This is a genomic window from Humibacillus xanthopallidus (assembly GCF_006717145.1).
GTDB classification, from domain to species: domain Bacteria; phylum Actinomycetota; class Actinomycetes; order Actinomycetales; family Dermatophilaceae; genus Humibacillus; species Humibacillus xanthopallidus.
This window is the reverse complement of record NZ_VFQF01000003.1, coordinates 918,436-943,043: the sequence shown is the minus strand read 5'-3', so window position 1 is coordinate 943,043 and position 24,608 is coordinate 918,436. Positions and strand designations below refer to the sequence as shown.

Genomic DNA, 24,608 nt, shown 5'->3' with positions numbered 1-24,608 from the left:
AGGGACAAGGCCCCGCCCGTTCGAGGTGATCCTGACCCCCACGTCCCTGCCAGCATCACCTCGAAGCAGGGACAAGGCCCCGCCGGTTCGAGGTGATCCTGGCACCCACGTGGCCCCCGGCATCACCTCGAATCGGGGGTGGGTGCGGGCGTGCGGGCGTGCGGGGCTACTGGAGGAGGCCGTCGGCGACGAGGTCGCGCAGCTGGGGCACGATCTCGGCGCGCACCTCACCCTCATCGAGCCCGAGCAGCCCCGCGATCGCGTCCAGTGCCGCCCGCGCCGTGAGCGTGCCGTCGGCCACGCCGAGGTATGCCGCGAGCACCGTCCCAGCGCGGACCACCCGTCGCAGCCCTCCGCCCTGACGCACGAGGATGACGCTCGGGTCGTCGGCGCCGGGTCGGCCGTGCCGCTCCTCGGTGACGTCGGGGGCGCACGACCATGCGACGGCGAGCACCTCGTCGTCGGAGTGCTCGGCGAGCCAGGTGCGCGCTCGCAGCCCGGCATCGACGGCCGGCCCCATCGGTGCGGCCACGGCACCGGGCGCCTCGTCGAGCGACCGCCACGTCGCACGGTCGGTCTCGGGTCGTTGCAGGGTGACGACGCCGAAGCCGACCGTCTCGACGCCGCGCGAGGCGAAGTCGGCCAGCCAGGCGGCATACATCCTCGAGTGCTCGGGGCTCCCCGGGAGCGAGCCGCCGTCACGCGACCACAGCTCGGCGTACTCCGCCGGGTCCTGCGAGTCGCGCTGCACGACCCAGGCGTCGAGGGCGACGCCGTCGCGGGCCTGCTCGTCGAGCCAGTCGGACCAGACGTCGCGCCAGGTACGACCGGCCGGCACCTCCCAGTTGCCGAGGAACTGGGCGACCCCGCCGGGCTCGAGCACGCTGCCGACCTGGCGCACGAGGGCGCGCACGATCGCGTCGCCTGCCCGGCCGCCGTCACGGTACTCGTAGAGCGGCACGTCGTCGGTGCGCGGGGTGATGACGAAGGGCGGGTTGCTCACGACGAGCGAGAACGACTCTCCCGCAACGGGTTCGAGCAGGTCACCCTGTCTGAGGTCGAGGTCGACGCCCGCGAGCGCAGCGGTGAAGGCGGCAAACGCGAGGGCTCGCTCGGAGATGTCGGTGGCGACGATGCTGTCGCAGTGCGACGACAGGTGCAGCGCCTGCACCCCGCTCCCGACGCCGAGGTCGAGAGCCCGGCGGGCTGGGCGTCGGATCGTCCACGAGGCCAGCGTCGTCGACGCTCCGCCGATGCCGAGCACGTGATCCTCAGGCAGCGCCTGGCCCGTCGACACCTCGGAGAGGTCGGAGGCGACCCACCACTCGTGTGCGTCGTCGGCATACGGCCGCAGGTCGCACGTGGCACTGCCCCAGCCGTCGGCGGGCTCGGCGGGCTCGCCCGCTCCGCCGCCCGCCACGAGGCCGAGCGCGCGTGCCCCGTCGAGGCCGAGCGTGGGCAGCGCGGATGCGAGGGCCCGAGTCGGCACCGGCCGCCCGAGCGTGAAGAGGCGGATGAGCACTCCGCAGGCGTCCTGCGCCCCGTCAGTCGCGAGGAGGGCCGGCAGAGCCTGCTCGCGGTGCAGCGCAGCCGAGGCGACCGGACCGAGGCGCTCGGCGACCCCGTCGAGGGTGAAGTCGGCAGCCGTCAGGTCGGCGCGCAACAGGGCGATGAGCCCGGCGTCGACGACCGGCGTGGTGCGTGCGCTCACGGCGTCAGATCCTTCGGGCGGAGAGGACGACGGGGCGCAGGCCGGGCGGCGCTCAGGACGTCTCGGCCGGCGTCACACCGGCAGCGAGGGCGCTCGCGACGTCGGGGTGGATCTCGAACACCTTGTCGAGGCCCGTGATCGCGAAGACCTTGAGCACGCGGTCGTCGGTGCCGACGAGGCGCATGGAGCCGCCGCGCGTGCGAGCGAGCTTGAGCCGTCCGACGAGCACGCCGAGGCCGGTCGAGTCGAGGAAGCTGACGTCGGTGAGGTCGACGACGAGGTCGGTGCGACCCGCCTGGATCTGCTCGTCGAGCTTCTCGCGGACCAGCGGCGCCGTGTAGACGTCGATCTCACCACCGAGATGGACCACGGTGCGATCGCCGTGGTCGGCTCGGCTGATCGAGAGATCCACCTGTCGTCCCTTCGTTTGCCCACGTGTCTGCTGGAGGTGCCTGCAGAGCCGGCCTGCTCGGATCGAGCGCAGGGGGCTCTGGAGGAGCCGTCCTTGGCCTGAACCGCGGGGTAACATGCCCCGCTCGACGGTTACCGTACCCCGACGGCATACGGTTGCTCCACATGGAATGCTCGGCCCGCTCCACCCGCGTCACGGCCACCGCGCCGGCGGCCGTGATGGATGGTGCGCAGGGGGCGGGAGGCACCCTGCGAGGCGGGACGTCCGACCCGCACGCACTGCTCCGCACCCTCGTCGGCGAGCACCCGGAGCGCCTCGTCCACGTCCACGAGGTGCCCGCGCGCTCTGCCGTCCACGCCGACTGGCCGACGTGGGTCGACCCGACGCTCCTCGGGGCGCTGCTGGGGTCGGGGATCGAGCGGCCGTGGGCCCACCAGGTCGAGGTCGCCGAGGCGGCGCACGCGGGGCGCCATGTCGTCGTCAGCACGGGCACCGCGTCGGGCAAGAGCCTCGGCTACCTGCTGCCCATCCTCAGCGACCTCGTCGCCGGCGCCTCGGCGCCCAACGGCCGCGGCGCGACGGCGCTCTACCTCTCCCCCACCAAGGCTCTGGCCGCCGACCAGCTGAGCCGCGTCGCGGGCCTCGCCCTGCCCGGCGTGCGCCCGGCGACCTACGACGGCGACACCCCGACCGACGAGCGCCGCTGGATCCGCGACCACGCGAACCTCGTGCTGACCAACCCCGACCTGCTCCACCACTCCCTCCTGCCGCGGCACGACCGGTGGAGCTCGTTCCTGCGGGCGCTGCGCTACGTCGTCATCGACGAGTGCCACGTCTACAAGGGCGTCTTCGGCGCCCACATCGCGGCCGTCCTGCGCCGGCTGCGCCGCATCGCCGCCCGCTACAAGGCCAGCCCCACCTTCGTCTTCGCATCGGCCACCGTGGCCGAGCCCGAGGCCCACGCGAGCCGCCTCCTCGGTATGCCGGTCAGCGCGGTCACGCGTGACGGATCCCCCCGCGCCCCAATGACGTTCGCGCTCTGGGAGCCCCCGCTCGTGCGAGGTGAGGACGGTGAACCACGCCGCGTCAGCACGATCACCGAGACCGGCGAGCTGCTCGCGGGGTGCGTGCGCGAGCAGGTGCAGACCGTCGCGTTCGCCCGCTCGCGTGCCGGCGTCGAGGTCGTCGCGTCGATCGCCAGGGAGCGGGTGCCGGTGACCGCGGAAGCCGGCATCGCGGCATACCGCGGCGGCTACCTGCCCGAGGAGCGGCGCGAGCTCGAGCGGGCGCTGCGCAGCAAGGAGCTGCTGGGGCTCGCCGCCACGAACGCGCTCGAGCTCGGCGTCGACGTCAGCGGCCTCGACGCGGTGCTGCTTGCCGGCTGGCCGGGCACGCTGTCATCGCTGTGGCAGCAAGCCGGTCGCGCGGGCCGGTCCGGAGGGCGCTCGCTCGCCGTCTTCGTCGCCGCCGACGACCCGCTCGACACGTTCCTCGTGCACCACCCCGAGGCGATCTTCGGGCGCGGCGTCGAGGCGACGGTCGTCGACCCCGACAACCCCCACGTGCTGGCGCCGCACCTCGCCGCGGCTGCAGCGGAGCTGCCGCTCACCGAGGCCGACCTCGAGCTCTTCGGGGGCCAGACCCGGAGGCTGCTCGAGGCCCTCGTCGCGCGCGGGATCCTGCGCCACCGGCCGCGCGGGTGGTTCTGGGCACGCGAGGACCGGCCCGCCGACCACCTCTCGCTGCGCGGCGCCGGCGAGCCGGTGCGCATCATCGAGACCCGCACCGGGCGCGTCGTCGGCACGGTCGACGAGTCCTCGGCCCACGCGCAGGTCCACACGGGCGCGGTGCACCTGCACCAGGGGCAGACCTGGGTCGTGACCGAGCTCGACCTCGACGACCACGCGGCCTTCGCCGTGCGCGGTGACCCCGGCTGGACGACGCAGGCCCAGTCGGTCAGCGACTTCGACATCGGCCGCGAGCTCGAGCACGAGCAGTGGGGGCCGCTGCGCTGCTCCTTCGGCCAGGTGACGGTGCGCGGCCAGGTCGTGTCGTTCCTGCGTCGCCTGCCGGGCGGCGAGGTCATCGGCGAGCACCCCCTCGACCTGCCCGAGCGCACCCTCGCCACGCGCGCCGTGTGGTGGACGATGCCCGTCGCGGAGCTCGCGGCGGCCGGGGTGGACGAGGCCGGCATACCGGGGGCGGCGCACGCGGCCGAGCACGCGGCGATCGGGATGCTGCCCCTCTTCGCCACTGCCGACCGGTGGGACATCGGCGGCGTCTCGACGGCCATGCACCCTGACACGGGCCTGCCGACGATCCTCATCTACGACGGGCACCCGGGCGGCGCGGGCTTCGCCGAGCGTGGCTTCCGGCGGGTGCGCGAGTGGCTCGGCGCGACGCGAGCGGCGATCGCGGCCTGCGAGTGCGCGGCGGGCTGCCCCTCGTGCATCCAGTCGCCGAAGTGCGGCAACGGCAACGAGCCGCTCGACAAGGCCGGCGCGATCGCGCTGCTCGACCTCACCCTGCGCCATGCTGGGGCGAGCCGGGACGCGGAAGGGAGCTCGTCGTGACGCACCGCAGCAGACCCCCCAGCCGTCGACAGAGCGATCCGCCTACGGGGCGACGCCCCACCCCTGATCGAGAGAGCGATTCGTCGGCCGAACCGGCAACCGAGCCCCCCGATCGAGAGAGCGATCCGCCCGCGCGGCGACGCCGCGACGTGGTGGCCGAGCTGCGAGAGCAGGCCGAGCGTGCGATCCGCCGGGAGCGCGCGGCACGGTCGGCGCCCGAGGTCGTCGTGCGCGGCACGCTCCAGCGGGCCGCGGTCGAGACGCGCCCGCTCGTCCTCGCCGCCGACGACGGCACGACATGGGAGCTGCTCTTCCCGCCGAGCTGGCAGGTCGAGGTGCAGGAGGGCGCCCGCGTGACGGTCCACGGCGACCGGGCGACAGACGTCAGGACGACGACGATGGTGGGGCCGCTGCTCCGGGTCCGCACGCTGTCGACTGACTGACCGACCGACGGGCTGGCCGAGTGGTTGGCCCGCCGACCGGACCAGCCGGCCCGGCGATGGCGCTGTGGCGGGCACTCGTCGGCCCACACTCTGAGACATAAGCGTGCGTTATTTGACCAGTAACGCCATGCTATTCAAAACTCCCAGTCATCCGATAGGAGAGCAGCCGCTCGCCCCGGACGACCGGCACCCGCCGGCCCCCGCCCGACGTCCTCGAAGTCACCGAGATCCAGGAGCCCACCATGCGACGCCCCCTCATCGCCCTCACCGCCGTAGCCGCCTCGGGGACCCTCGCCCTGTCGGCGTGCGCCGGCGGCTCGAGCGACGTCGTCGCCCAGCCCGGCTCCACCGCCGCGGGAGCGGCAGCGACGAGCACCGTCAACCTCTACGCGTATGCCGTCCCGAAGGTCGCCTTCGACGTGCTGATCCCCGCCTTCCAGAAGACCGACGCCGGCAAGGGAGTGCAGTTCCAGCAGAGCTACGGCGCCTCGGGCGACCAGAGCCGCAAGGTCGCCGCCGGCGCCGAGGCCGACTTCGTCAACTTCTCGGTCGAGCCCGACGTCACGCGCCTCGTCGACGCCGGCCTCGTCGATGCGAACTGGAATGCCAATGAGCACAAGGGAATTCCCTTCGGCTCGGTCGTGACCATCGTCGTGCGCAAGGGCAACCCCAAGGGCATCAAGGACTGGGACGACCTGCTCAAGCCCGGTGTCGAGGTCGTCACGCCCAACCCGTTCTCATCGGGCTCGGCGAAGTGGAACCTCCTCGCGCCGTATGCCGCGAAGAGCGACGGCGGCACCAACAAGGCCGCCGGTCTCGCCTACATCACCTCCCTCGTCAAGGACCACGTCAAGGTCCAGCCGAAGTCGGGCCGCGAGGCCACCGAGACGTTCCTGCAGGGCAGCGGCGACGTGCTGCTCAGCTACGAGAACGAGGCGCTCTTCATCGAGAAGAACGGCGACCCGGTCGAGCACGTCACCCCGCCGCAGACGTTCAAGATCGAGAACCCGGCCGCCGTCCTCAAGGGCAGCAAGAGCCTGGCTGCCGCCACGGCGTTCAACACCTACCTCTACACGCCCGAGGCACAGAAGCTCATCGCCGAGGCCGGCTTCCGCCCGGTCGACGCGACCGTCGCAGCCGAGTACACCTCGAAGTTCCCGGCGCCGGCGAAGCTGTGGACCATCGCCGACCTCGGCGGCTGGAAGTCGGTCGACGGCAGCCTCTTCAAGAAGGACGTCGGTGACATCGCCAAGATCTACGACCAGGCGACGCAGTGACCTCGAACGCCATCGACAGCAGGGGGGCCGAGCACTCGGCCTCCCCGCTGTCGCGTCCGGGGTCGAGCGGCCGCGACGCGTCCGAGACGACCACTGACGGCGCCGGTGAGGGCGGGCGCTCCCGAGGGTCCGCAACCCCCGGCACCACGCCGAAGCGCAGACGCGTCGGCACCGTGCGCCCGCTCGGCATCGGCATCGTCACGCTCTGGCTGAGCGTCATCGTCCTGCTCCCCCTCGCGGCGCTCACCGTCGCTGCCTTCTCGGAGGGCTGGGCCGGCTTCTGGGACGCGGTCACCGCGCCGGCAGCCATCGCCGCCCTCTGGGTGACCGTGCTCGTGTCGGCGATCGTCGCCGTCGTCAACGCCGTCACCGGCACGCTCATCGCGTGGGTCCTCGTGCGCGACGACTTCCGGGGCAAGCGCTTCGTCAACGCCATCATCGACCTGCCCTTCGCGCTGCCGACGATCGTGGCGAGCATCGTGCTGCTCTCGCTCTACGGCCCGAACAGCCCGATCGACGTGCACCTCAACGCCACTCGGTGGGGCCTCATCGTCGCGCTGCTCTTCGTCACGCTGCCCTTCGTCGTGAGGTCGGTGCAGCCCGTGCTCATCGAGGCCGACCGCGAGGTCGAGGAGGCGGCAGCCTCGCTCGGGGCGTCGAGCTGGACGACCTTCCGGCGCGTCGTCCTGCCCACCCTGGCCCCCGCCATCCTCAGCGGCACGGGCCTGGCCTTCGCCCGGGCGATCGGCGAGTACGGCTCGGTCGTGCTCATCGGCGGCAACATCCCCCGCGAGACGCAGGTCGCCTCGCAGTACATCCAGCAGCAGATCGAGATCGACCGACCGGTCAACGCCGCCGCGGTGTCGGTGGCGCTGCTCGCCATCGCCTTCGCGACGTTGCTCGTGCTGCGGGTCGTCGCGAGCCGCACGCAACGCCGAGAGGAGCGTGACGCATGAGAGTCGGCACCGGCACCCGCATCACCCTTCGCGTCGTCGCGCTCGGCTACCTCTTCGTCCTCGTCGCCGTGCCGATCGGGGTCATCCTCTGGCGCGCCTTCGAGCCGGGCCTCGCGACCTTCATCGCCTCGATCAGCACGCCGGCCGCGATCTCCGCGCTCAACCTGTCGCTGCTCATCATCGCGATCGTCGTGCCGCTCAACGTCGTCTTCGGCGTCGTCACGGCGCTCGCGCTCGTGCGTGGCCGGTTCCGCGGTCGCGGACTGCTCCAGGCGGTCGTCGACCTGCCCTTCGCGGTGTCACCGATCGTCGTCGGCGTCTCGCTCATCATGCTCTGGGGTGTGAACGGCTGGTTCGGCGCGATCGACCGGGCCGGCTTCCAGGTCATCTTCGGCCTGCCCGGCATGGTGCTCGCGACGATCTTCGTCACGCTGCCCTTCGTCGTGCGTGAGGTCGAGCCGGTCCTCCACGAGATCGGCACGGAGCAGGAGCAGGCGGCCTCCACGCTCGGCGCCGACCGCTGGCAGACCTTCTGGCGCATCACGCTTCCCGCGATCCGCTGGGGCCTGACCTACGGTGTCGTGCTCACGGTCGCCCGGGCGCTCGGCGAGTTCGGCGCGGTCATCATGGTCTCCTCCGGCTTCCCCGGCGTCTCGCAGACGCTGACGCTGCTCGTGCACGCTCGCTACATCGACGACCACAACACCTACGGCGCGTATGCCGCCGCCACCCTCCTCATGGGCATCGCTCTCCTCGTGCTGCTGCTCATGACCCTGCTCGACCGCAAGAGGAGCGACCGATGATCACCGTGACCGCAGCCCGCAAGCACTACGGCTCGTTCCTGGCCCTCGACGACGTCGACATCGACATCCCGAGCGGCTCGCTGACCGCCCTGCTCGGGCCGAGCGGGTCGGGCAAGTCGACCCTGCTGCGCGCCATCGCCGGCCTCGAGGGCCTCGACGGGGGCACCGTGACCATCGACGGCCGCGACGTCACCGCCGAGCCGCCGCAGCGGCGCGGCATCGGGTTCGTCTTCCAGCACTACGCGGCGTTCAAGCACATGACCGTGCGCGACAACGTCGCCTTCGGCCTGACGATCCGCAAGCGACCCAAGGCCGAGATCGCCAAGAAGGTCGACGACCTGCTCGAGATCGTCGGGCTCGACGGCTTCCAGCACCGCTATCCCGCGCAGCTCTCGGGCGGCCAGCGTCAGCGGATGGCCCTGGCCCGAGCGCTCGCGGTAGATCCTCAGGTGCTGCTCCTCGATGAGCCCTTCGGGGCGCTCGACGCCAAGGTGCGCACCGACCTGCGCCAGTGGCTCCGGCGGCTGCACGACGAGGTCCACGTGACGACCGTGCTCGTCACGCACGACCAGGAGGAGGCGCTCGACGTCGCCGACCGCATCGCGGTGCTCAACCACGGTCGCATCGAGCAGGTCGGCGACCCCGTGACGCTCTACGAACGCCCGGCCAACGACTTCGTCATGGGCTTCCTCGGCTCGGTGGCGACCCTCGGCGGGCAGCTCGTGCGCCCGCACGACATCGTCCTCGATCGCGACCGCACTACTGCGCTCGCCCTCGACGCCAAGGTGGCCGACTCCCCCGGCGTCATCACGGCGACCGTCGAGCGTGTCGTGCCGCTCGGCTTCGAGGTCCGCATCGACCTGCGGGCCGACTCGGGTGAGCGCTTCGCGGCCCAGATCACCCGCCGCGATGCGGCCGAGCTCGGCTTGCACGAGGGCGAGACGATCCACGCCCGCGCCACGAGCCGCTCGACAGTCGTCGACCACGACCCAGCCCTCGCCATCTGACCCGATCGAGGAGAGCCCCCCAATCGAAAGAGCACTTCGTCGGCACTCAAGGCCCGACGAAGTGCTCTCTCGATTGGGTGAGAGGGGTCGTCTGCCGGCAGTCGCGGCGCGCTTTGTGGGCGCAGCACGAGGGCGTATGCGTCAGGTGACCGATGGCGGCCAGCGCTGGGTCCGCCATTCGTCCCAGGTCGCGCAGCCGTCGGGTGGGACGTCGACGGCTTCGCTGCCGTCGAGCTCCCCCGGCGTCGGGACCTCGAACAGTGCCGCCCACGCGGCGAGCTCCTCGTCGGAGATCAGCCAGGTCGTGTGCGGTGCCTTCGCCTGGCGCTCGTCGAGGGACCTGCGCTGCTCAGCCGGTGAGAGCTCTACGTAGCGCATCACCACCGCGGCGCCGCGATCTGCCGCAGCCTGCCGCAGGGCCGACCGCTCGTCTCGGCTCCACAGCCCGTAGTCGATGACGACGTTGCAGCCGAGCTCGAGGACGCGCAGCCCGATCTCGATGAGCCGTCCCTCGATCACGTCGGACTCACACGGCGGGTTCTCGTGCCCGTAGAGGGCCTTGATCCACTCGTCCTTGGTGAGACGCAGGGCCTCGTGCTCGGTCTCGATCCGCTTCGCCGCAGTGGTCTTGCCGGTGCCCGGGAGGCCCACCATCAGGAACATCGTCGGTCGCCGCATCATCACCCTCCGTTCGGACTCCACCGTGGCACGCGGGCGAAAGCCGTGGGTGGGAGCCGTGGGACCCATCGTGCGGCAGACTGCGGTGCGTGGACATCTCTGCCCGTGTGGACTACGCCGTGAGGGCGATGCTGATCCTCGCGGAGGCGGAGTCCAGCGGATCCGGCCCCGTGAGCATCGACGCCCTGGCGACACAGCAGGAGCTGCCGAGGAAGTTCCTCGAGGCGATCTTCGCCGATCTGCGGCGCAACGACCTCGTCCTCAGCCGCCGCGGGGCCCGCGGGGGCTACGTGCTCGGTCGGCCGGCGAGTGAGATCAACGTCGGTGACGTCTTCCGTGCGGTCGACGGACCCCTCGCGGAAGTGCGCGGCCTGCGTCCGCACGAAACGGCATACCAGGGCGTGGCCGAGCACCTGCCCAGCCTGTGGGTGGCGGTGCGCGCGAGCCTGCGGGAGGTCCTCGACGAGACGTCGCTGGCCGACCTGCGCACCGGCAACCTGCCCGACCGCGTGCAGCAGCTGCTCAACGCCCCGGACGCCTGGGAGAACCGCTGACGGGCGAGGCCGCCGTACCGGAGCGCCTCAAGGACCGACTCGAGGACCGCATCAAGGAACCGGGGACTGCTGCCCGGCCCGCGCTCGGGCGATGGCCGGCTCGGGCCACGACGACGACCTCGCCACCACTGTCACCGAGACCGCGGTGCCACTGACCGAGCAGGCTTGCAGCGCAGTGCCGTTCATGGTCGCCATCCGCGCGACGACGGCACAGGCCTCCGCCGCGGATGCACCGTCGCGCAGGTGCTGGGCTCCGGCGATGGCGGCGAGGTCAGCCCCGAGCCGCGCCTGATGGCTTGCTCGCACGGCACCGGCGAGCATGAGCGCACCCGCGCTCAACACGACGATCACCCCGATGACCGCGATGACGATGACGGACGCACTGCCGCGATCTCGCGCGGCCGCCCTCACGGGTCGCTCCCCGACTCGCGGGGTGCCGTCGCCCGGGCGACGAGCCCCCAAGACGGCAGGACGCCGCCCCAGCCACCCGAGCGCACCTCGACAGTGACGGTGACGGTGGCGCTGTCTGAGGCCAGTGCCACGCTCGCCCCGGCTGGAGCTGCCGACAGCGCCGTCGCCCGCACCGCACCAGCGCTGTCGCCCCGCGCAGCCGAGCGGGCCGCCAGACGTGCTGCGTCGACGCACCTGATCTGGTCGATGCCGGCGGTGACTCCCGCGAGGCACATGGCGAGGACGAGCACCGCTGCCGGGATCGCGACAGCCAGCTCGGCCGTCACCATCCCGGCGTCGGAAGCATCGCCAGCGCGCGCCTCGGGTCGCCCCGCCTCCCCGCACCCTCTGCAGTGCGGGGAGGCGACACGGCCGCCCGGAGGACCGAGACGGCGTGTCGTGCAGGCGACCCCAGACCCGTAATGCGTCAACCCGCAAGCCCCAAGGCGCTCTGCACGAGGCCGGCGAGGGCGCCTCGCACTGCATCCGACCGCACCACCCCCAGCAGCACGAGGGCGAAGGTGCAGGCCGCCATGATGCCCACGGCATACTCCGCGGTCGTCATGCCCGCCTCGGCCCGGCGGAGGATGCGACGCCACGTGCGGCGCGACGTTCTCGTCCAGTCACCACCCCGAGGCCGGATGACCCGTGACGTGATGTTGCGATGTGTCATGTCGAGTTCTCTTTCTTCTCAATGGTCCTCGCGTGTGTCGCGAGGAAGGGAGCACGGACCGGCGACGCGAGGCCGGTCAACCGACGAGGAGCTGGCCGCCCAGCGCCACGACGAGCGGGACGACCGCTGTCAGGCAGAACGCCGGCAGCAGGACGAGCCCGAGGGGCGCGACGAGACGCACGCCGACCTGGGCGGCAGCCACCTCGAGACGGTCGAGCTCGGCGCGGTGCAGGTCGTCCGAAGCAGCCGTGAGCAGCGGACCGGGAGGCACGCCGCCGGCGTGCGCGAGGGAGACCACGCGGGCGGCTGCAGCCCACGCCGGCCCGACCGAGGCCCAGGCCTCCGCCTCGGACGCGCCCCACTGGAGGGCGGTCGCCACCTGTCGCAGGTCCGAGCCCACCGGGTCGGCGCTGGTCTGCGCCACGGCGGTGAGCACCTGCCACGTCGGCAGGCCGGTGCGGTAGGCGAGAGCGAGCAGCGCCATCGCCGCGGCAACCTCGTCGGCATCACGATGCTCGGCTCGGCCACGGCCGGAACGCCGTGCCCGAGGGCCCACCCAGCGCCGCTCGCCGTGGTCGTCAGCAGGCGCCCCTCCGCGGAGACCACGTCCACGCACCGAGGTGACGTCCTGGGCAGTCGCGCCCTGGGCGGTCACGCCCTGCTCAGTCGCGCTGTGCGCAGTCACGTCCCGGGCGGTCGCGTCCCGGGCAGTCGCGCTGCGTGCGGCCGCGCCCTGGGCGGTCACGCCCTGTGCGCCGGAGCCGTCGACATCGAGGTGCTGCACGTCGGCGTCGACGCGGGTCGGCAGCACGAGCACTGCCCCCGCCAGGAGCACCGCGACGCAGATCACCGGCCACGTCATGATGCCACCGCCTTGCGAATCATGCGGCGGCACCAGAGTCGTCCGACGACGATGAGCGCCACACCGAGCACGGCACTGACCGCCCCGATGCGCGACCCCAGGTAGAGGCTCGCCGGGTCGATGCCGCAGGCGAGCCCGAAGGCCGGGCCGGTGAGGGGCAGCACGGTCAGGACCGTCACCGTGGCACGCGGGCCGGCGACGGCCACGCGCACCTTGCGCTGCCTCGCTCGTGCCTCACGCAATCCGACCGCAGCGCGCTCGACCGCCACCGCGAGCGGTGCGCCGTGACGCTCCGACAGGGCCCAGGCCGACGCGACGAAGGCGATCTCCGGCGCCCTCGTGAGCCGCGCCCAGTCGGACCACACGGTTGCGAGCGCACCACCGCGCGCGGCTGCCGCAGTGAGCGACCCGGTCAGGCGGTCGAGCTCGCTGTCGCCTCGGCGACGCCCTGGCGCCTGCCCGGTGTCGAGCGCGCCGCTCGACGTCGCCTCGGCCGCGAGGGCGAGGGCGCGCGTCGGGGGCAGGCCCATCGTGAGCGCCGGAGCCATCGAGTCGAGCAGGACGAGCACCCCGTCGAGAAGGTGCTCGCGGTCGCGCCGCAGCCGCCACCGGCGATAGAGCAGGAGCGGATCCTCGTGCCACACAGACGAATTGAGCCCGTGCGATCGGCCTGAGGAGTCTCCACCGACAGCCTCCAGCCCGGCGAGCACCGCTCGCTCCGTCCCCACGCGGCGGGGCCAGGCGAGAACGGAGCCCGCGACGAGCAGTCCGATGAGCACGGCAGGTGGCCAGACCCCCCGCATGCTGGCGCCGGCCTGCGCCAGTGCCTCACCGATCGGCATCGAGACCCCTACCCGAGGTCCACGAGAGCCCCTCGGCACCCCGCGCGCCTTCACCCCGCGCGCCTTCACCCCGCGCGCCGGCACGGCGGGCCTCGGCACCGGGCGCCTCGGTGACAGGCGCCTCGGCACCCACCAAGTCATCGGCGCCTAAGTCGCCAACAAGCACCTCGAGTGAGCCGTCGGACAGGCCGAGACGCGCGCTCAGCACCGGCCAGGCCGGTCCGGCAACCGGCACCGACGAACCGCCACGCCAGTCGAGCGCCGGCACGACGACCGGCCCGCCCGCCTGTCGCAGCACGGCCGCGACGGAGCTCAGGCGACGAGCCGACCCGTCGCGCACGACGTGCAGCACGACATCGAGGGCAGCCGCCGCCTGGGCCCGCACCGCCTCGGGGCCGAGCCCTGCCAGCGCGCCGAGCGCCTCGAGGCGGGCCAGGACGTCAGCCGGCGCGTTCGCATGGATCGTGCCGCAGCCACCCTCGTGGCCGGTGTTGAGGGCGGCGAGCAGCTCGCGCACCTCGGCCCCACGGACCTCCCCGACGACGATGCGGTCGGGGCGCATGCGCAGCGACTGCCGCACGAGGGTGGTCAGGGTGATCTCTCCGACACCCTCGACGTTGGCGGGCCGCGCCTCGAGCCGAACGACGTGAGGGTGGTCGACCGCGAGCTCGCGCACGTCCTCGACGAGCAGCAGCCGGTCGCCCCGGTCGGCGCACCCGAGGAGCGATGCGAGCAGCGTCGTCTTGCCCGCGCCGGTGCCACCGGAGACGAGGAACGCGAGTCGTCGGCGCACCAGCGCCTCGAGCACCCGCAGCCACTCCGGCGGGAACATCCCACGCTCGCCGAGCTCCCCGAGCGACGCCTGCTCTCGGGACGGCACCCGGATCGTGATGTGCGCCCCGTCCGCGACCAGCGGCGGCAGGATCGCGTGCAACCGCGCCCCCGACGGCAGCTGGCCATCGACCCAGGGGCTCGCCTCGTCGAGCCGCCGACCGGCCGCTCCCGCGAGGCGCACGGCCAGCAGCCGCGCATCGTCGCTGCCCAGTCGTTCGCCGGTCCACTCCATGCCGTCGCCGCGGTCGACCCACACCCGACCGTCGCCGTTGACGGCCACGTCGGTGACGTGTGGCTCGGACAGGAAGGGGTCGAGCACGCCCGCGCCGAGGACCCGTGAGGCCATCGACCGCCGGGAGTCGTCGACTCGCCGGGCGCCCAGGGCGCCCACCTCCTCACGGGCCACGGCGGAGACTGCCTCGACGTCGGGACCGACCCCGTCGCGCACGCGTTGCCAGACGGCAGGACTGAGGCTCATGCCGCGTCCAGCTGGGACACGAGGCGCAGCAGCAACCGGTCGGCCATCTCCACGACCGAACCACGCCCCCGCGCTCCCGGTGGGCACCCGGCCGCCAGGTCGGCGCGCAGGTGCCGGTCGTCGGCGACAGCGCCGACGACAGGCACGTCGAGGTGGTCCATGAGCAGGTCGAGGAGCTGCTCGTCGACCCGCCCGCCGCGCAGCACGACCCACGGCTCCAGAGGCGGCACGAGCGGCCCGGGGCTCGCACTGCTCGGTCTCAGCCGCACGCCGTCGAGCGCCTGGCGCACGAGCGGCACCGCGGCGGCCGCTGAGGCCACCTGCGCCACGTCGGTGCCCACGGTGAGGACCACGACATCGATCTCGTCGGCCAGCGCCTCCAGCACCCTCTCGTCGCGCGGGCAGTCGAGCACGACGACGTCGGTCGCCTCACGAAGCCCCGCCACGACGTCACAGGCCCGCTCGAGCCACGCCTCGACGTCTTCCAGCCGGTATGCCGCCCCGCCCGGCGCGAGGGCCCCACCGGGCCCCAGCGCTCCGCCCGGCCCCAGCGCCCCATCGGGCCCCAGCGCTCCGCCATGCCCCAGCGCCCCACCCACCGGCGCCAGCCCGTCCGCCACGGCGTCTGCCGCGCCGAAGGTGAGCGCCGCAGCGCCGCGGGCCGCCGGCAGCATCCGCACCAGCCGACGCCCGTCCACGACACCCGCAACGTCGGCGAGGTCGGGCCAGCGCCACCCTTCGTCCTGCTCGATGCCGAGCACGACGTCGAGGCGCCCCGACAGCCGGTCGAGGTCGACGGCGACGCACGACCGCCCGGCGGCTGCGGCTCGCACGGCCACGGCCGCCGCAAGCGTCGTGGACCCGGTCCCACCGGTGGCCGGCACGAAGGCGATGACGTTTCCCATGCGCCCACCGTCACCCAGCCGCGGGCCCCCGCCGAGCGGCATACCGCCCTCGGTGGACAACCCGGCCGCGGCCTCGGGGAGGTGTGGACAGCTGCCCGCTCCGGGCGACCCAGCGTCCCAGCACGAGCGCCCCGCCGCATCAGACCCCGGATAGGGCGGTGGCCTCCGTCAGGGGGGGAGACGGAGGCCACCTCACGATCCTGGCGCCGGGGGGAGTGCCATTCTCGTGGCGCTCAACCCAGAAGGGGAGCGCGCTTTCAATCCTTGACCCCTCGATCCTGTAATGCAAACCGACATGTCCGACCGAGGGTGATTTGACACTTATTGTCAGTTGTGCGGGCCACACCAGACGGGCGACAAGGGGTGTGCCTGCCACATCCGCGGGCGCACAGGCTGAAGGCCCGCAGGACGGTGTCCTGCGGGCCTCCAAGAGAAGGAGCGAGCTACCAAGCGTGCATTCTCGATGTGTCGCCCCGGGTTTCGTGCCCGGGGGTGGACTGTTCCAAGTGAACTGCTCTCGCGTGGGTACTCGGTGCCTTCTCGGGACTTCTGCCTTGCTGGGATCCGTCCCTACGCCTCTCGGCGATGTGGCTCCTAACCCCGTTCTACAGCACGCGCTCGGCGTGGCGACAGACCCCGTCACCCCTCTGTGGGCAGAAAGTGTCCACCATGGTGGACACCACGCTCAGCCCCCGCTCAGCCGCCATGCAGCCACGGCGCAGCCTCAGCCCAGCCGCCCCGCCCGGACGGCGTCGCTGATCCGCTCCCCCTCCGCGACACCGCGCACGAGCGCCTCGCCGGCCTGAGTGAGCCACAGACCCACCCCCGACGCGGTCCCCGTGCCGTATGCCGTGAGCGCCCCGAGGTAGGCCGGCCCGCCGTTCGCGACGTGGCCGGCCTCAGGCACGGACACCCCGGTCGGGTCGAGCCCGAGAGCCTGCACGAGCACGCGCTCCATGGCACGGGCGACGAGGCCGTTGCCGTGGACGAAGGGACGGATCGACACGATCTCGGCATGCACGATCGACGAGATCACTGCCGCCGGAACCCGATTCGCAGCCGACGCCCCGGCCAGCACGAGCTCCGACAGCCCCGCGAGCCGGCTCGAGACGATGGTCGGCGCAGGCGCGGGCCCGAGGTCCACGAACTCGTCGGACGTCTCGTCACCGACCCGCGGCCGCCCGAGCGTGTCGGCACTCCCCAGCGCACTCCCAACGCCAGGCCCGCCCCCGGCGAGCGGGCCGGCCTCTGCCCCCGCGACGTGCCCGGCGAGCGGCGCACCTGCCGCAACGTGCAGTCGGGCGAGCGCCTGGAGCGGCGCCGTGCGCACGAGCGCCACGACCCGCTCCGTCTCGGCGGTGGCGGCGACGGCTCCCTTGAGCGTGGCGATGCCCGCGTCGAGCTCGTCGGGCCACGGGCGGGCCCCGCTCATCAGCTCGCGCACCAGCTCCACCGGCAGGTCGGCGCCGTCGAGCGCGGCACTTGCCCGCGCGCCGCGCACCCGCGACTCGGCGGCCGCCTCGGGAATCCGGCGGCGCAGCGCCTCGTGGAAGCGCAGCCGCGTTCCCGCCTCACGGGCCCGCTCGGCCACCTCGGCCACACCGGGAAGGTCGGTGAGCGCGGTCAGCTGCTGGAGCAGGGCGGTCTGGCTGGGCGTCGTGTCGGGCACCGAACCACCCTAATGGGGTGCTGTCTCCCCGCTCCTGACGCGTGGTTGGGGTGGGAGGCTGTTGGCCGAGCCGTCGGTCGGTGAACACCACATCACCCTGAGGCCTGATCTCTACGCCTAGATCGTGTCCCGACCGGCAGGTAGGTCGCCCGTTGAGCGCTGATGGGATGTCGTGCCCCACCTGGTGGTGAGCACTGATCCATTAGGTCGCGGCCCGGGCGGTCTCGGCTCGTTGCACGTGGTCCCGATCGAGGTGAAGGAGGTGGTCGCGTTGATCTTCGTCGGCAACGACTGGGCCGAGGATCACCACGACGTCCTTGTCATGAACGAGGCGGGCAAGAAGCTCGCCGCCAGGCGACTGCCCGAGGGAGTGGCCGGGGTCAGCGCCTTCCACGCGCTGCTCGCCGAGCACGCCGAGGACCCGCGGGAGGTGATGGTCGGGATCGAAACCGACCACGGCCTGTGGGTCGCGTCGCTGGTCGCGGCGGGGTACCGGGTGTACGCGGTCAACCCCAAGGCCGTGTCCCGCTACCGGGACCGCCACCACGTCGGCGGCGGCAAGTCCGACACCGGGGACGCGAAGGTGCTGGCCGACCTGGTGCGCACCGACGCCCACAACCATCGGGTCGTGGCCGGCGACAGCGACCAGGTGCAGGGGATCAAGGTCCTGGCCCGAGCCCAGCAGTCACTGGTGTGGCTACGCACCCGAGAGACCAACCGGCTGCGAAACGCCCTGCGGGACTTCTACCCCGCCGCGTTGGCGGCGTTCGAGGACCTGCACGACCGCGACGCCCTCGCGGTCCTGAGCCGGGCCCCCGATCCCGAAACCGCCGCGCGGCTGACCCGCCCCAAGCTGAGGGCGGCCCTGCGCGCCGGTGGCCGGCGACGCAACCTCGACACCGTCACCGAGCGGATCCACGCGGTGCTGCGCACCGAGCAGCTCCACGCGCCCGAGGCCGTCGCAGCGGCCTACGCGAGCGTGGTCACCGCCCAGGTCGCGATCATCACCGCGGTCAACACCCAGCTCACCGAGCTCGAGGCGCAACTGGAACGCCGTTTTGAGCAGCACCCGGACGCCGACATCCTTCTCTCGCTGCCAGGCCTGAGTGACGTCCTCGGCGCCCGGGTGCTCGGCGAGTTCGGGGATGACCCCGAACGGTTCACCGACGCCAAGTCTCGCAGGAACTACGCCGGGACCTCCCCGATCACGATCGCCTCGGGCAAGAAGCGAGCCGTCCTGGCCCGACACGCGCGCAACACGCGGCTCTACGACGCCATCGACCAGTGGGCCTTCTGCTCCCTGCAACCCAGCCTCGGCGCCCGCGCCTACTACGACCAACGCCGCGCCGCCGGCGACACCCACCACCAAGCGCTCCGAGCCCTCGGCAACCACTGGGTCGGCATCCTGCACGGCTGCCTCATCCACCGAACCCCCTACGACGAACACACCGCCTGGGGACACCGCCAACCCTTGGCCGCTTGACACGCTACGAACCTGGGATATCTAGGCGCGCCCGCGAGTGCCTCCTGACTGCGACGATGAGAACGTGGTCACTTCGGAGGTGCTCGACTGGCTGCTCACCGGTGACGCGGCCGCGGCCTACCTCGCGACCCGCGACCTCCTGGGCCGGGACGACGCCGGCCTCCAGGACCGGATCGCGACCGAAGGGGTGGGCGCGGCGCTCCTCGCCGCTCGTGGAGCGAACGGGCACTGGGGGCGGGGGTTCTACCAGCCGAAGTGGACGTCGAGCCACTACACGCTGCTGCACCTCAAGGAGATCGGGCTCTCCCCCGCTCACCCTGCGCCCCGCGAGACGGTGCAGGTCATCCTCGCGACCGAGAAGCGCCCCGACGGCGGGGTCGGCCCGGCGGGTCCTCCGACGCCCAGCGACGCCTGCGTCAACGGGATGGCGCTGGGCTACGCGAGCTGGTTCGGCGCAACGGAGGACCTGCTGCGGTCGATCGTCGACTTCCTGCTCGCCGAGCGGGTCGCCGACGGCGGGTTCAACTGTCGGCACAACCGGCCCCGCGCCCACGTCACGCACTCGTCGATGCACACGACCGTCTGCGTCATGGAGGGCGTGACCACCTACCTCCGCTCGGGCAGGCACTATCGCCGGGACGAGCTCGCGGAGGCCGTGTCGTCGTCGGCGGAGTTCCTTCTTCGGCACCGGCTGCTCCGAAGTGAGCGCACCGGGCAGGTCATCAGTCCTGAGTTCAGCCGCCTGCATTTCCCCGCGCGTTGGCACTACGACGTCCTGCGCGGACTGGATTGCCTTGCGGCTGCTGGCGTTTCGCGCGACGAGCGCATGGACGAAGCGTTGACGCTCGTCCGGCGCAGGCGTCGCCCGGACGGTCGCTGGAGCGGCAACCGCTCCTACCCCGGGGTGACCTACGTCCCGGTCGAGCGGCCGGGTGAGCCGAATCCGTGGCTGACCGTGATCGCCGAGCGCGTGCTCCTCGCGTATCCTGACTGACATGAGTTCGACCGTCGCACCGACCCGCGCGTGGTGGCTGCCCAGCTGAGGCGGCCATCCCGACGAACCCAGTTCGAGCCGCCCACGGGCGGCTCTTCGCATGTGCGACGACGGTCTCTCCCGTGGGCCCCACCTACCAGGAGAGCATCGTGCCCACACGAACCACCATCCCCACCGAGCCCACCACCAGCGAGAGCGCCACGTATGCCGCCGCGCTCGACCGCAGCCGCGTGCTCGACGCGCTCATCGACGAACAGGCCGCCGACGACCCCACCCGCTTCCGCATGCTCACGGGTGACCGCCCGACGGGGCCGCTGCACATCGGTCACTACCTCGCCAGCCTCCGCAACCGGGTCCGCCTGCAGGACAAGGGGGTCGAGTCCTTCGTCGTCATCGCCGACTACCAGGTCATCACCGACCGTGACTCCGTCGGCGAGATCGGCGCCAACGTGCAGGGCCTCGTCCTCGACTACCTCGCTGCCGGTCTCGACCCCGAGCGCTCGACGATCTTCACCCACAGCGCGGTGCCGGCCCTCAACCAGCTGATGCTGCCGTTCCTCTCCCTCGTCACCGACGCGGAGCTGCGCCGGAACCCGACGGTCAAGGACGAGCTCGCGCTCTCGGGCGAGCGCCCGCTCTCGGGCCTGCTGCTCACCTATCCCGTGCACCAGGCGGCCGACATCCTCTTCTGCCACAGCCGCATCGTGCCGGTCGGCCGCGACCAGCTCCCCCACCTCGAGCAGACCCGAGCCATCGCGCGCCGCTTCAACAGCCGGTATGCCGCCGGGCACAGTGTGTTCCCCGAGCCCGAGGCGCTGCTCAGCGACGTTCCCCTCCTGCTCGGGACCGACGGCACGAAGATGGCCAAGAGCAGGGGCAACGTCATCAACCTGCGCGACAGCGCCGACGAGACCGCCGCGCGAGTGCGACTGGCGCGCACCGACTCCGAGCGACGCATCACCTTCGAGCCCGACCGCCGTCCCGAGGTCGCCAACCTGCTCACCATCGCCGCCCTCTTCCTCGAGCGCTCGCCGGCGGCCCTGGCCGACGAGATCGGCGACGGTGGCGCACAAGCGCTCAAGCACGCCGTCACCGAGGCCGTCAACGACTCCCTCGCGGGGCACCGAGCCCGCCGGGCCGACCTCGCCCGCGACCCGGCATACGTCACGGCGGTGCTGCACGAGGGCAACCGGCGCGCCAACGCGGTCGCCGAGCGCACCCTCGCCACGGTGCGGGCGCTCATGGGGATGAGCTACTGAACCCGCCGCCAGCGGGCCGCCACCGGGCAGCCACCGCCCACTGCCCGGCCCGACGCCACCCCCCACTCCGCCACACGGCATACCGCTCGTCGGCGGACGCGGACCGTTCGTCAGGCTACTGACGGGTAGCGACGAGACCTGCCTCACTCGACTCTTGAAGGGCGACCTACGCTGCGTTTGAGTTGGTCATCTGGACGTCGAGGGCGCCGAGCGCAGCTCGACGCCGCCACGACCACCACGACCCCCATGACCCCCGCGCACCACTGTCGATGCGAAAGGTGAACACCGTGAGCGAAGAGACGCTCGACAACCTCGTCCACGAGGGCCAGACCTTCCCCCCGCCCCCCGCGTTCGCCGCCCAGGCGAACGGCGCGGCCGACCTCTACGACCAGGCCGCCGCCGACCACGAGGGTTTCTGGGCGGAGCAGGCCCGGACCTACCTCACGTGGAGCACCCCGTTCACGCAGTCGCTCGACTGGAGCAACCCGCCCTTCGCGAAGTGGTTCGCCGACGGCGAGCTCAACGCGTGCGTCAACGCCGTCGACCGGCACGTCGCTCAGGGCCGGGGCGACAAGGTCGCGATCCACTTCGTCGGTGAGCCCGAGGGCGACACCCGCGACATCACCTACTCCGACCTGCACGCCGAGGTGCAGCGCGCCGCCAACGCCCTCGCCGACCTCGGCGTCGGCAAGGGCGACACGGTCGCGATCTACCTGCCGATGATCCCCGAGGCCGCGGTCGCCATGCTCGCGTGCGCCCGGCTCGGCGCGCCCCACTCGGTCGTCTTCGGCGGCTTCTCCGCCGAGGCCCTGCACTCGCGCATCAACGACGCCGAGGCGAAGGTCGTCATCACGTCCGACGGTGGCTACCGTCGCGGCGCGCCCTCGGCCCTCAAGCCGGCCGTCGACGCCGCGCTCGACCACGGCGACACGTCCGTCGAGCACGTGCTCGTGGTCAGGCGCACCGGCCAGGACACGGCGTGGAACGACCGCGACGTCTGGTGGCACGAGGCGCTCGAGCGGGCCGCCCCGACCCACGAGGCGCAGCCCTTCGAGGCCGAGCACCCGCTCTTCATCCTCTACACCTCGGGCACGACCGGGAAGCCGAAGGGCATCTTCCACACGACCGGCGGCTACCTCACGCAGGCGGCCTACACGAACGCCGTCGTCCACGACGTCCACCGCGACACCGACGTCTACTGGTGCACCGCTGACATCGGCTGGGTGACCGGCCACTCCTACATCGTCTACGGGCCGCTCACCAACGGCGTCACGCAGGTGATGTACGAAGGCACGCCCGACACCCCGCACCAGGGCCGCTGGTGGGAGATCATCCAGGACCTCAAGGTCACGATCCTCTACACGGCCCCGACCGCCGTGCGCACCTTCATGAAGTGGGGCGCCGACATCCCGGCGAAGTTCGACATGAGCTCGCTGCGCCTGCTCGGCTCGGTCGGCGAGCCGATCAACCCCGAGGCGTGGCTCTGGTACCACAAGCACATCGGCGGCGGCCGCGCCCCGATCGTCGACACGTGGTGGCAGACCGAGACCGGCGCCATCATGATCAGCCCGCTCCCCGGCGTGACGACCCTCGAGCCCGGCTCGGCGCAGAAGCCGATCCCCGGCATCAGCGCCGAGATCCTCGACGACGAGGGCAAGCCGTTCACGACGCCCGAGCAGGTCGGCTACCTCGTGCTGACGAAGCCGTGGCCGTCGATGCTGCGCGGCATCTGGGGCGACCCGGAGCGCTACAAGGAGACCTACTGGTCGCGTTTCGGCGAGAAGTACTACTTCGCCGGTGACGGCGCCAAGTACGACGCCGACGGCAACATCTGGCTGCTCGGCCGCGTCGACGACGTCATGAACGTCTCGGGCCACCGCCTCTCGACGGCCGAGATCGAGTCGGCGCTCGTGTCGCACCCGAAGGTCGCCGAGGCCGCGGTCGTCGGCGCCAACGACGAGACGACCGGACAGGCCGTGTGCGCGTTCGTCATCCTGCGCCAAGAGTTCGTCGAGGAGGCCGACGAGCCGGGTGAGGGCAAGGACCTCGTGCAGGAGCTTCGCAACCACGTGGCCAAGGAGATCGGCCCGATCGCCAAGCCGCGCTCCATCATGATCGTGGGCGAGCTGCCCAAGACCCGCTCCGGCAAGATCATGCGCCGCCTCCTGCGCGACGTCGCCGAGGGCCGCGAGGTCGGCGACGTGACGACCCTCGCCGACAGCTCGGTCATGGACCTCATCAAGACGGGCATGACGAAGGGCTGAGCCCGCTCCCCCCGCCGCCGAGCCGCCACCACGACGTATGCCGCCCTCCCCCGCTGCGGGGTGGGCGGCATACGTCGGTGGGGGTGCTTGGTGTCAGACGGCCTTGTTGGCCTTGATATCCCACCGGATGACCTGCTCGGGGCCCATGTTGCCGTCCGCCTGCTGCATCCAGTAGGAGTAGCTGATCTTGGCGAAGGCGAGGCTGAACTCGTCCTGGGGAGCCTCGTCGCCCGCCTTCGAGCTGTAGGCCGTGACGAGCACGTCCTCGAGCGAGAGCCGCAGGAAGAGCGCGGGGCTCTCCTGCTCGATGGGCTTCACTCCTTCGAGGACTGCGGTCTTCATGTGCTTGCCGCTCATGACTCCCAGAAAGAGCTTCGGCGACGCCTGGCTGAGCCAGGTGGAGACCCTGAGGTCAGTGACGGTGGCCTTGCCGGACATGGCTCCGGGCCCACTCGTGATGGCGGCTGCTGCTGACGCGCCCCAGGAGAAGTCGAGCACGTCGATCCAGTCGGGGTGGTCGCTGTCCTTGCTCTCGCCCGGGATGCCGTCGATGTTGAGGAAGTAGTTGGCCGTGCCACCTCCGCTGAGGGCGGTGACCGACGAGCCGGTCAGCGAGTCCGCTGCCGCTGCCGCGGAGCTGCTCACCCCCGAGAGTGCGATGCCCCCACCGAGTGCGCCGAGACCGACGGCGCCCCCCTTGAGCAGGTTGCGTCGGGTGGCCTGGAAGGTCGGTGGGCTGTCACTCATCGTCGTGCTCCTTCGTGGACGACGCCGGCAGTCGCCGGGTGTTTCGAACCGTAGCCACCGGCCTGCGTCACGGTCGTCGATTCACTCGATCTGGCGATGCACACCGGGGCACGCCGGGGCACTTCGGTCCGCAAGCGACACGGCAAGACGTATGCCGTTCGCCCACGTCCCGCGGGCGGCCGACGCTAGCGTGTGGCCAGGGGCTTCGCGTCCGGCGTGCCCGACGAACCTCGGAGGAGCCTGACGTGAGCGACACCTACAGCGGCAACCGACCCTTCGGCGTCACCGTCCTGTCCGTGATGACGTTCCTCCTCGGCGTCATGGACGTCATCGTCGGGCTGCTCTTCGTCTTCACCCGCAACAACGCCGAGGTCAGGGCATCCGCGCAGACCACGTCCGAGGTGCTGCTCATCTCGGGAGTCGTCTACCTCGTCTTCGGCCTCATCTACTTGGCTGTGTCCCGGGGGCTCTGGAACGGCAGCAACGGGTCGCGCATCGTCGTCAACGTCGTCTCGGTCATCAACCTGGCCGCCGGCATCTGGCTGCTCACGCAGTCGGCGGGCTCGACGCGCCTGCAGGCGGCCATCTCGATCCTGCTCGCGGTCATCCTGCTGCTCATCGTCAACAGCGGCCGCGCCAAGGCCTACTTCCTCGCCCGCTGAGACGTCGCGTGAGCACCACGCGCAGGTGCCCCTCACCTCGAGGAGGTGGGGGGCACCCGTGTCACGAGTCCG

At 72.0% G+C, this 24,608-nt stretch carries 24 protein-coding genes; 12 read left to right on the top strand and 12 right to left on the bottom strand.

Translation table 11 applies throughout. The annotated features are described in order from the left end of the window. Positions 1 to 166: 166 nt before the first annotated feature. Both FHX52_RS22360 and FHX52_RS22355 read right to left on the bottom strand, forming a co-directional pair. Positions 167 to 1,711, bottom strand: a complete 1,545-nt coding sequence (locus FHX52_RS22360) for a DUF7059 domain-containing protein (protein WP_141824531.1) — start codon at positions 1,709 to 1,711, stop codon at positions 167 to 169. 52 nt (positions 1,712 to 1,763) lie between these two features. Further along, complete coding sequence (locus tag FHX52_RS22355) at positions 1,764 to 2,123, bottom strand: anti-sigma factor antagonist (RefSeq protein WP_141824530.1); 360 nt, start codon at positions 2,121 to 2,123, stop codon at positions 1,764 to 1,766. 218 nt (positions 2,124 to 2,341) lie between these two features. Here FHX52_RS22355 and FHX52_RS22350 point away from each other — a divergent pair, with 218 nt between their 5' ends. The 6 genes from FHX52_RS22350 to FHX52_RS22325 all read left to right on the top strand — a co-directional run bounded on the left by FHX52_RS22350 (position 2,342) and on the right by FHX52_RS22325 (position 9,182). Next, positions 2,342 to 4,696: a DEAD/DEAH box helicase gene (locus tag FHX52_RS22350; RefSeq protein WP_141824840.1), complete on the top strand. Its 2,355-nt coding sequence runs from the start codon at positions 2,342 to 2,344 to the stop codon at positions 4,694 to 4,696. Positions 4,697 to 4,848: 152 nt separating this feature from the next. Next, a complete protein-coding gene (locus tag FHX52_RS22345) occupies positions 4,849 to 5,139 on the top strand; it encodes a DUF5818 domain-containing protein (protein ID WP_141824529.1) in 291 nt (96 codons plus the stop codon). A 242-nt stretch (positions 5,140 to 5,381) separates the two neighbouring features. Further along, positions 5,382 to 6,416 (top strand): sulfate ABC transporter substrate-binding protein, encoded by a 1,035-nt coding sequence (locus tag FHX52_RS22340; RefSeq protein WP_141824528.1) that lies wholly within the window; start codon positions 5,382 to 5,384, stop codon positions 6,414 to 6,416. Continuing rightward, complete coding sequence (gene cysT, locus FHX52_RS22335) at positions 6,413 to 7,372, top strand: sulfate ABC transporter permease subunit CysT (RefSeq protein WP_246070331.1); 960 nt, start codon at positions 6,413 to 6,415, stop codon at positions 7,370 to 7,372. The genes FHX52_RS22340 and cysT overlap by 4 nt, the downstream gene beginning before the upstream one ends. Beyond that, entirely contained in the window at positions 7,369 to 8,175 is an 807-nt protein-coding gene (gene cysW, locus FHX52_RS22330) for a sulfate ABC transporter permease subunit CysW (RefSeq protein ID WP_141824527.1), read from the top strand. Before cysT ends, cysW begins: the two co-directional genes overlap by 4 nt. After that, positions 8,172 to 9,182: a sulfate/molybdate ABC transporter ATP-binding protein gene (locus FHX52_RS22325; RefSeq protein ID WP_141824526.1), complete on the top strand. Its 1,011-nt coding sequence runs from the start codon at positions 8,172 to 8,174 to the stop codon at positions 9,180 to 9,182. Before cysW ends, FHX52_RS22325 begins: the two co-directional genes overlap by 4 nt. A gap of 141 nt (positions 9,183 to 9,323) precedes the next feature. Here FHX52_RS22325 and FHX52_RS22320 read toward each other — a convergent pair whose 3' ends face one another. After that, on the bottom strand, positions 9,324 to 9,863 hold the full coding sequence (locus FHX52_RS22320; RefSeq protein WP_141824525.1) for a P-loop nucleotide/nucleoside kinase family protein: 540 nt from the start codon (positions 9,861 to 9,863) through the stop codon (positions 9,324 to 9,326). A gap of 86 nt (positions 9,864 to 9,949) precedes the next feature. Between FHX52_RS22320 and FHX52_RS22315 the strand changes: the two genes are divergently transcribed. After that, positions 9,950 to 10,414: an RrF2 family transcriptional regulator gene (locus FHX52_RS22315; RefSeq protein ID WP_141824524.1), complete on the top strand. Its 465-nt coding sequence runs from the start codon at positions 9,950 to 9,952 to the stop codon at positions 10,412 to 10,414. Positions 10,415 to 10,465: 51 nt separating this feature from the next. Here FHX52_RS22315 and FHX52_RS24025 read toward each other — a convergent pair whose 3' ends face one another. The 8 genes from FHX52_RS24025 to FHX52_RS22275 form a co-directional block, all read right to left on the bottom strand. Next, positions 10,466 to 10,825 (bottom strand): Rv3654c family TadE-like protein, encoded by a 360-nt coding sequence (locus tag FHX52_RS24025; RefSeq protein WP_185747435.1) that lies wholly within the window; start codon positions 10,823 to 10,825, stop codon positions 10,466 to 10,468. Then, a complete protein-coding gene (locus FHX52_RS22305; RefSeq protein WP_141824522.1) occupies positions 10,822 to 11,154 on the bottom strand; it encodes a TadE family type IV pilus minor pilin in 333 nt (110 codons plus the stop codon). Before FHX52_RS22305 ends, FHX52_RS24025 begins: the two co-directional genes overlap by 4 nt. Positions 11,155 to 11,291: 137 nt before the next feature. Further along, positions 11,292 to 11,537: a DUF4244 domain-containing protein gene (locus FHX52_RS24620; protein ID WP_141824521.1), complete on the bottom strand. Its 246-nt coding sequence runs from the start codon at positions 11,535 to 11,537 to the stop codon at positions 11,292 to 11,294. 76 nt (positions 11,538 to 11,613) lie between these two features. Then, entirely contained in the window at positions 11,614 to 12,399 is a 786-nt protein-coding gene (locus FHX52_RS22295; RefSeq protein WP_141824520.1) for a type II secretion system F family protein, read from the bottom strand. Beyond that, entirely contained in the window at positions 12,396 to 13,241 is an 846-nt protein-coding gene (locus tag FHX52_RS22290; protein ID WP_185747434.1) for a type II secretion system F family protein, read from the bottom strand. The genes FHX52_RS22295 and FHX52_RS22290 overlap by 4 nt, the downstream gene beginning before the upstream one ends. Then, positions 13,228 to 14,553: a TadA family conjugal transfer-associated ATPase gene (locus FHX52_RS22285; RefSeq protein WP_141824518.1), complete on the bottom strand. Its 1,326-nt coding sequence runs from the start codon at positions 14,551 to 14,553 to the stop codon at positions 13,228 to 13,230. Before FHX52_RS22285 ends, FHX52_RS22290 begins: the two co-directional genes overlap by 14 nt. After that, complete coding sequence (locus FHX52_RS22280; protein ID WP_141824517.1) at positions 14,550 to 15,458, bottom strand: CpaE-like family protein; 909 nt, start codon at positions 15,456 to 15,458, stop codon at positions 14,550 to 14,552. Before FHX52_RS22280 ends, FHX52_RS22285 begins: the two co-directional genes overlap by 4 nt. A 724-nt stretch (positions 15,459 to 16,182) precedes the next feature. Further along, on the bottom strand, positions 16,183 to 17,127 hold the full coding sequence (locus tag FHX52_RS22275; RefSeq protein WP_141824516.1) for a Fic family protein: 945 nt from the start codon (positions 17,125 to 17,127) through the stop codon (positions 16,183 to 16,185). A 271-nt stretch (positions 17,128 to 17,398) separates the two neighbouring features. Between FHX52_RS22275 and FHX52_RS22270 the strand changes: the two genes are divergently transcribed. From FHX52_RS22270 to acs, 4 genes are all read left to right on the top strand, one after another. Next, positions 17,399 to 18,610 (top strand): IS110 family RNA-guided transposase, encoded by a 1,212-nt coding sequence (locus FHX52_RS22270; RefSeq protein ID WP_141824838.1) that lies wholly within the window; start codon positions 17,399 to 17,401, stop codon positions 18,608 to 18,610. A gap of 64 nt (positions 18,611 to 18,674) precedes the next feature. Then, positions 18,675 to 19,604, top strand: coding sequence for a hypothetical protein (locus FHX52_RS22265; protein ID WP_141824515.1), 930 nt, complete (start codon positions 18,675 to 18,677; stop codon positions 19,602 to 19,604). Positions 19,605 to 19,753: 149 nt separating this feature from the next. Next, entirely contained in the window at positions 19,754 to 20,863 is a 1,110-nt protein-coding gene (gene trpS, locus FHX52_RS22260) for a tryptophan--tRNA ligase (protein WP_246070330.1), read from the top strand. 269 nt (positions 20,864 to 21,132) lie between these two features. Then, positions 21,133 to 23,127, top strand: a complete 1,995-nt coding sequence (acs, locus tag FHX52_RS22255; RefSeq protein ID WP_141824514.1) for an acetate--CoA ligase — start codon at positions 21,133 to 21,135, stop codon at positions 23,125 to 23,127. A 93-nt stretch (positions 23,128 to 23,220) separates the two neighbouring features. Here the strand turns inward: acs and FHX52_RS22250 are convergent, their stop codons facing one another. Then, on the bottom strand, positions 23,221 to 23,874 hold the full coding sequence (locus FHX52_RS22250) for an Hcp family type VI secretion system effector (RefSeq protein WP_141824513.1): 654 nt from the start codon (positions 23,872 to 23,874) through the stop codon (positions 23,221 to 23,223). Between the two features lie 245 nt (positions 23,875 to 24,119). Here FHX52_RS22250 and FHX52_RS22245 point away from each other — a divergent pair, with 245 nt between their 5' ends. Then, entirely contained in the window at positions 24,120 to 24,536 is a 417-nt protein-coding gene (locus FHX52_RS22245; RefSeq protein WP_141824512.1) for a hypothetical protein, read from the top strand. The last annotated feature ends 72 nt before the right edge of the window (positions 24,537 to 24,608 follow it).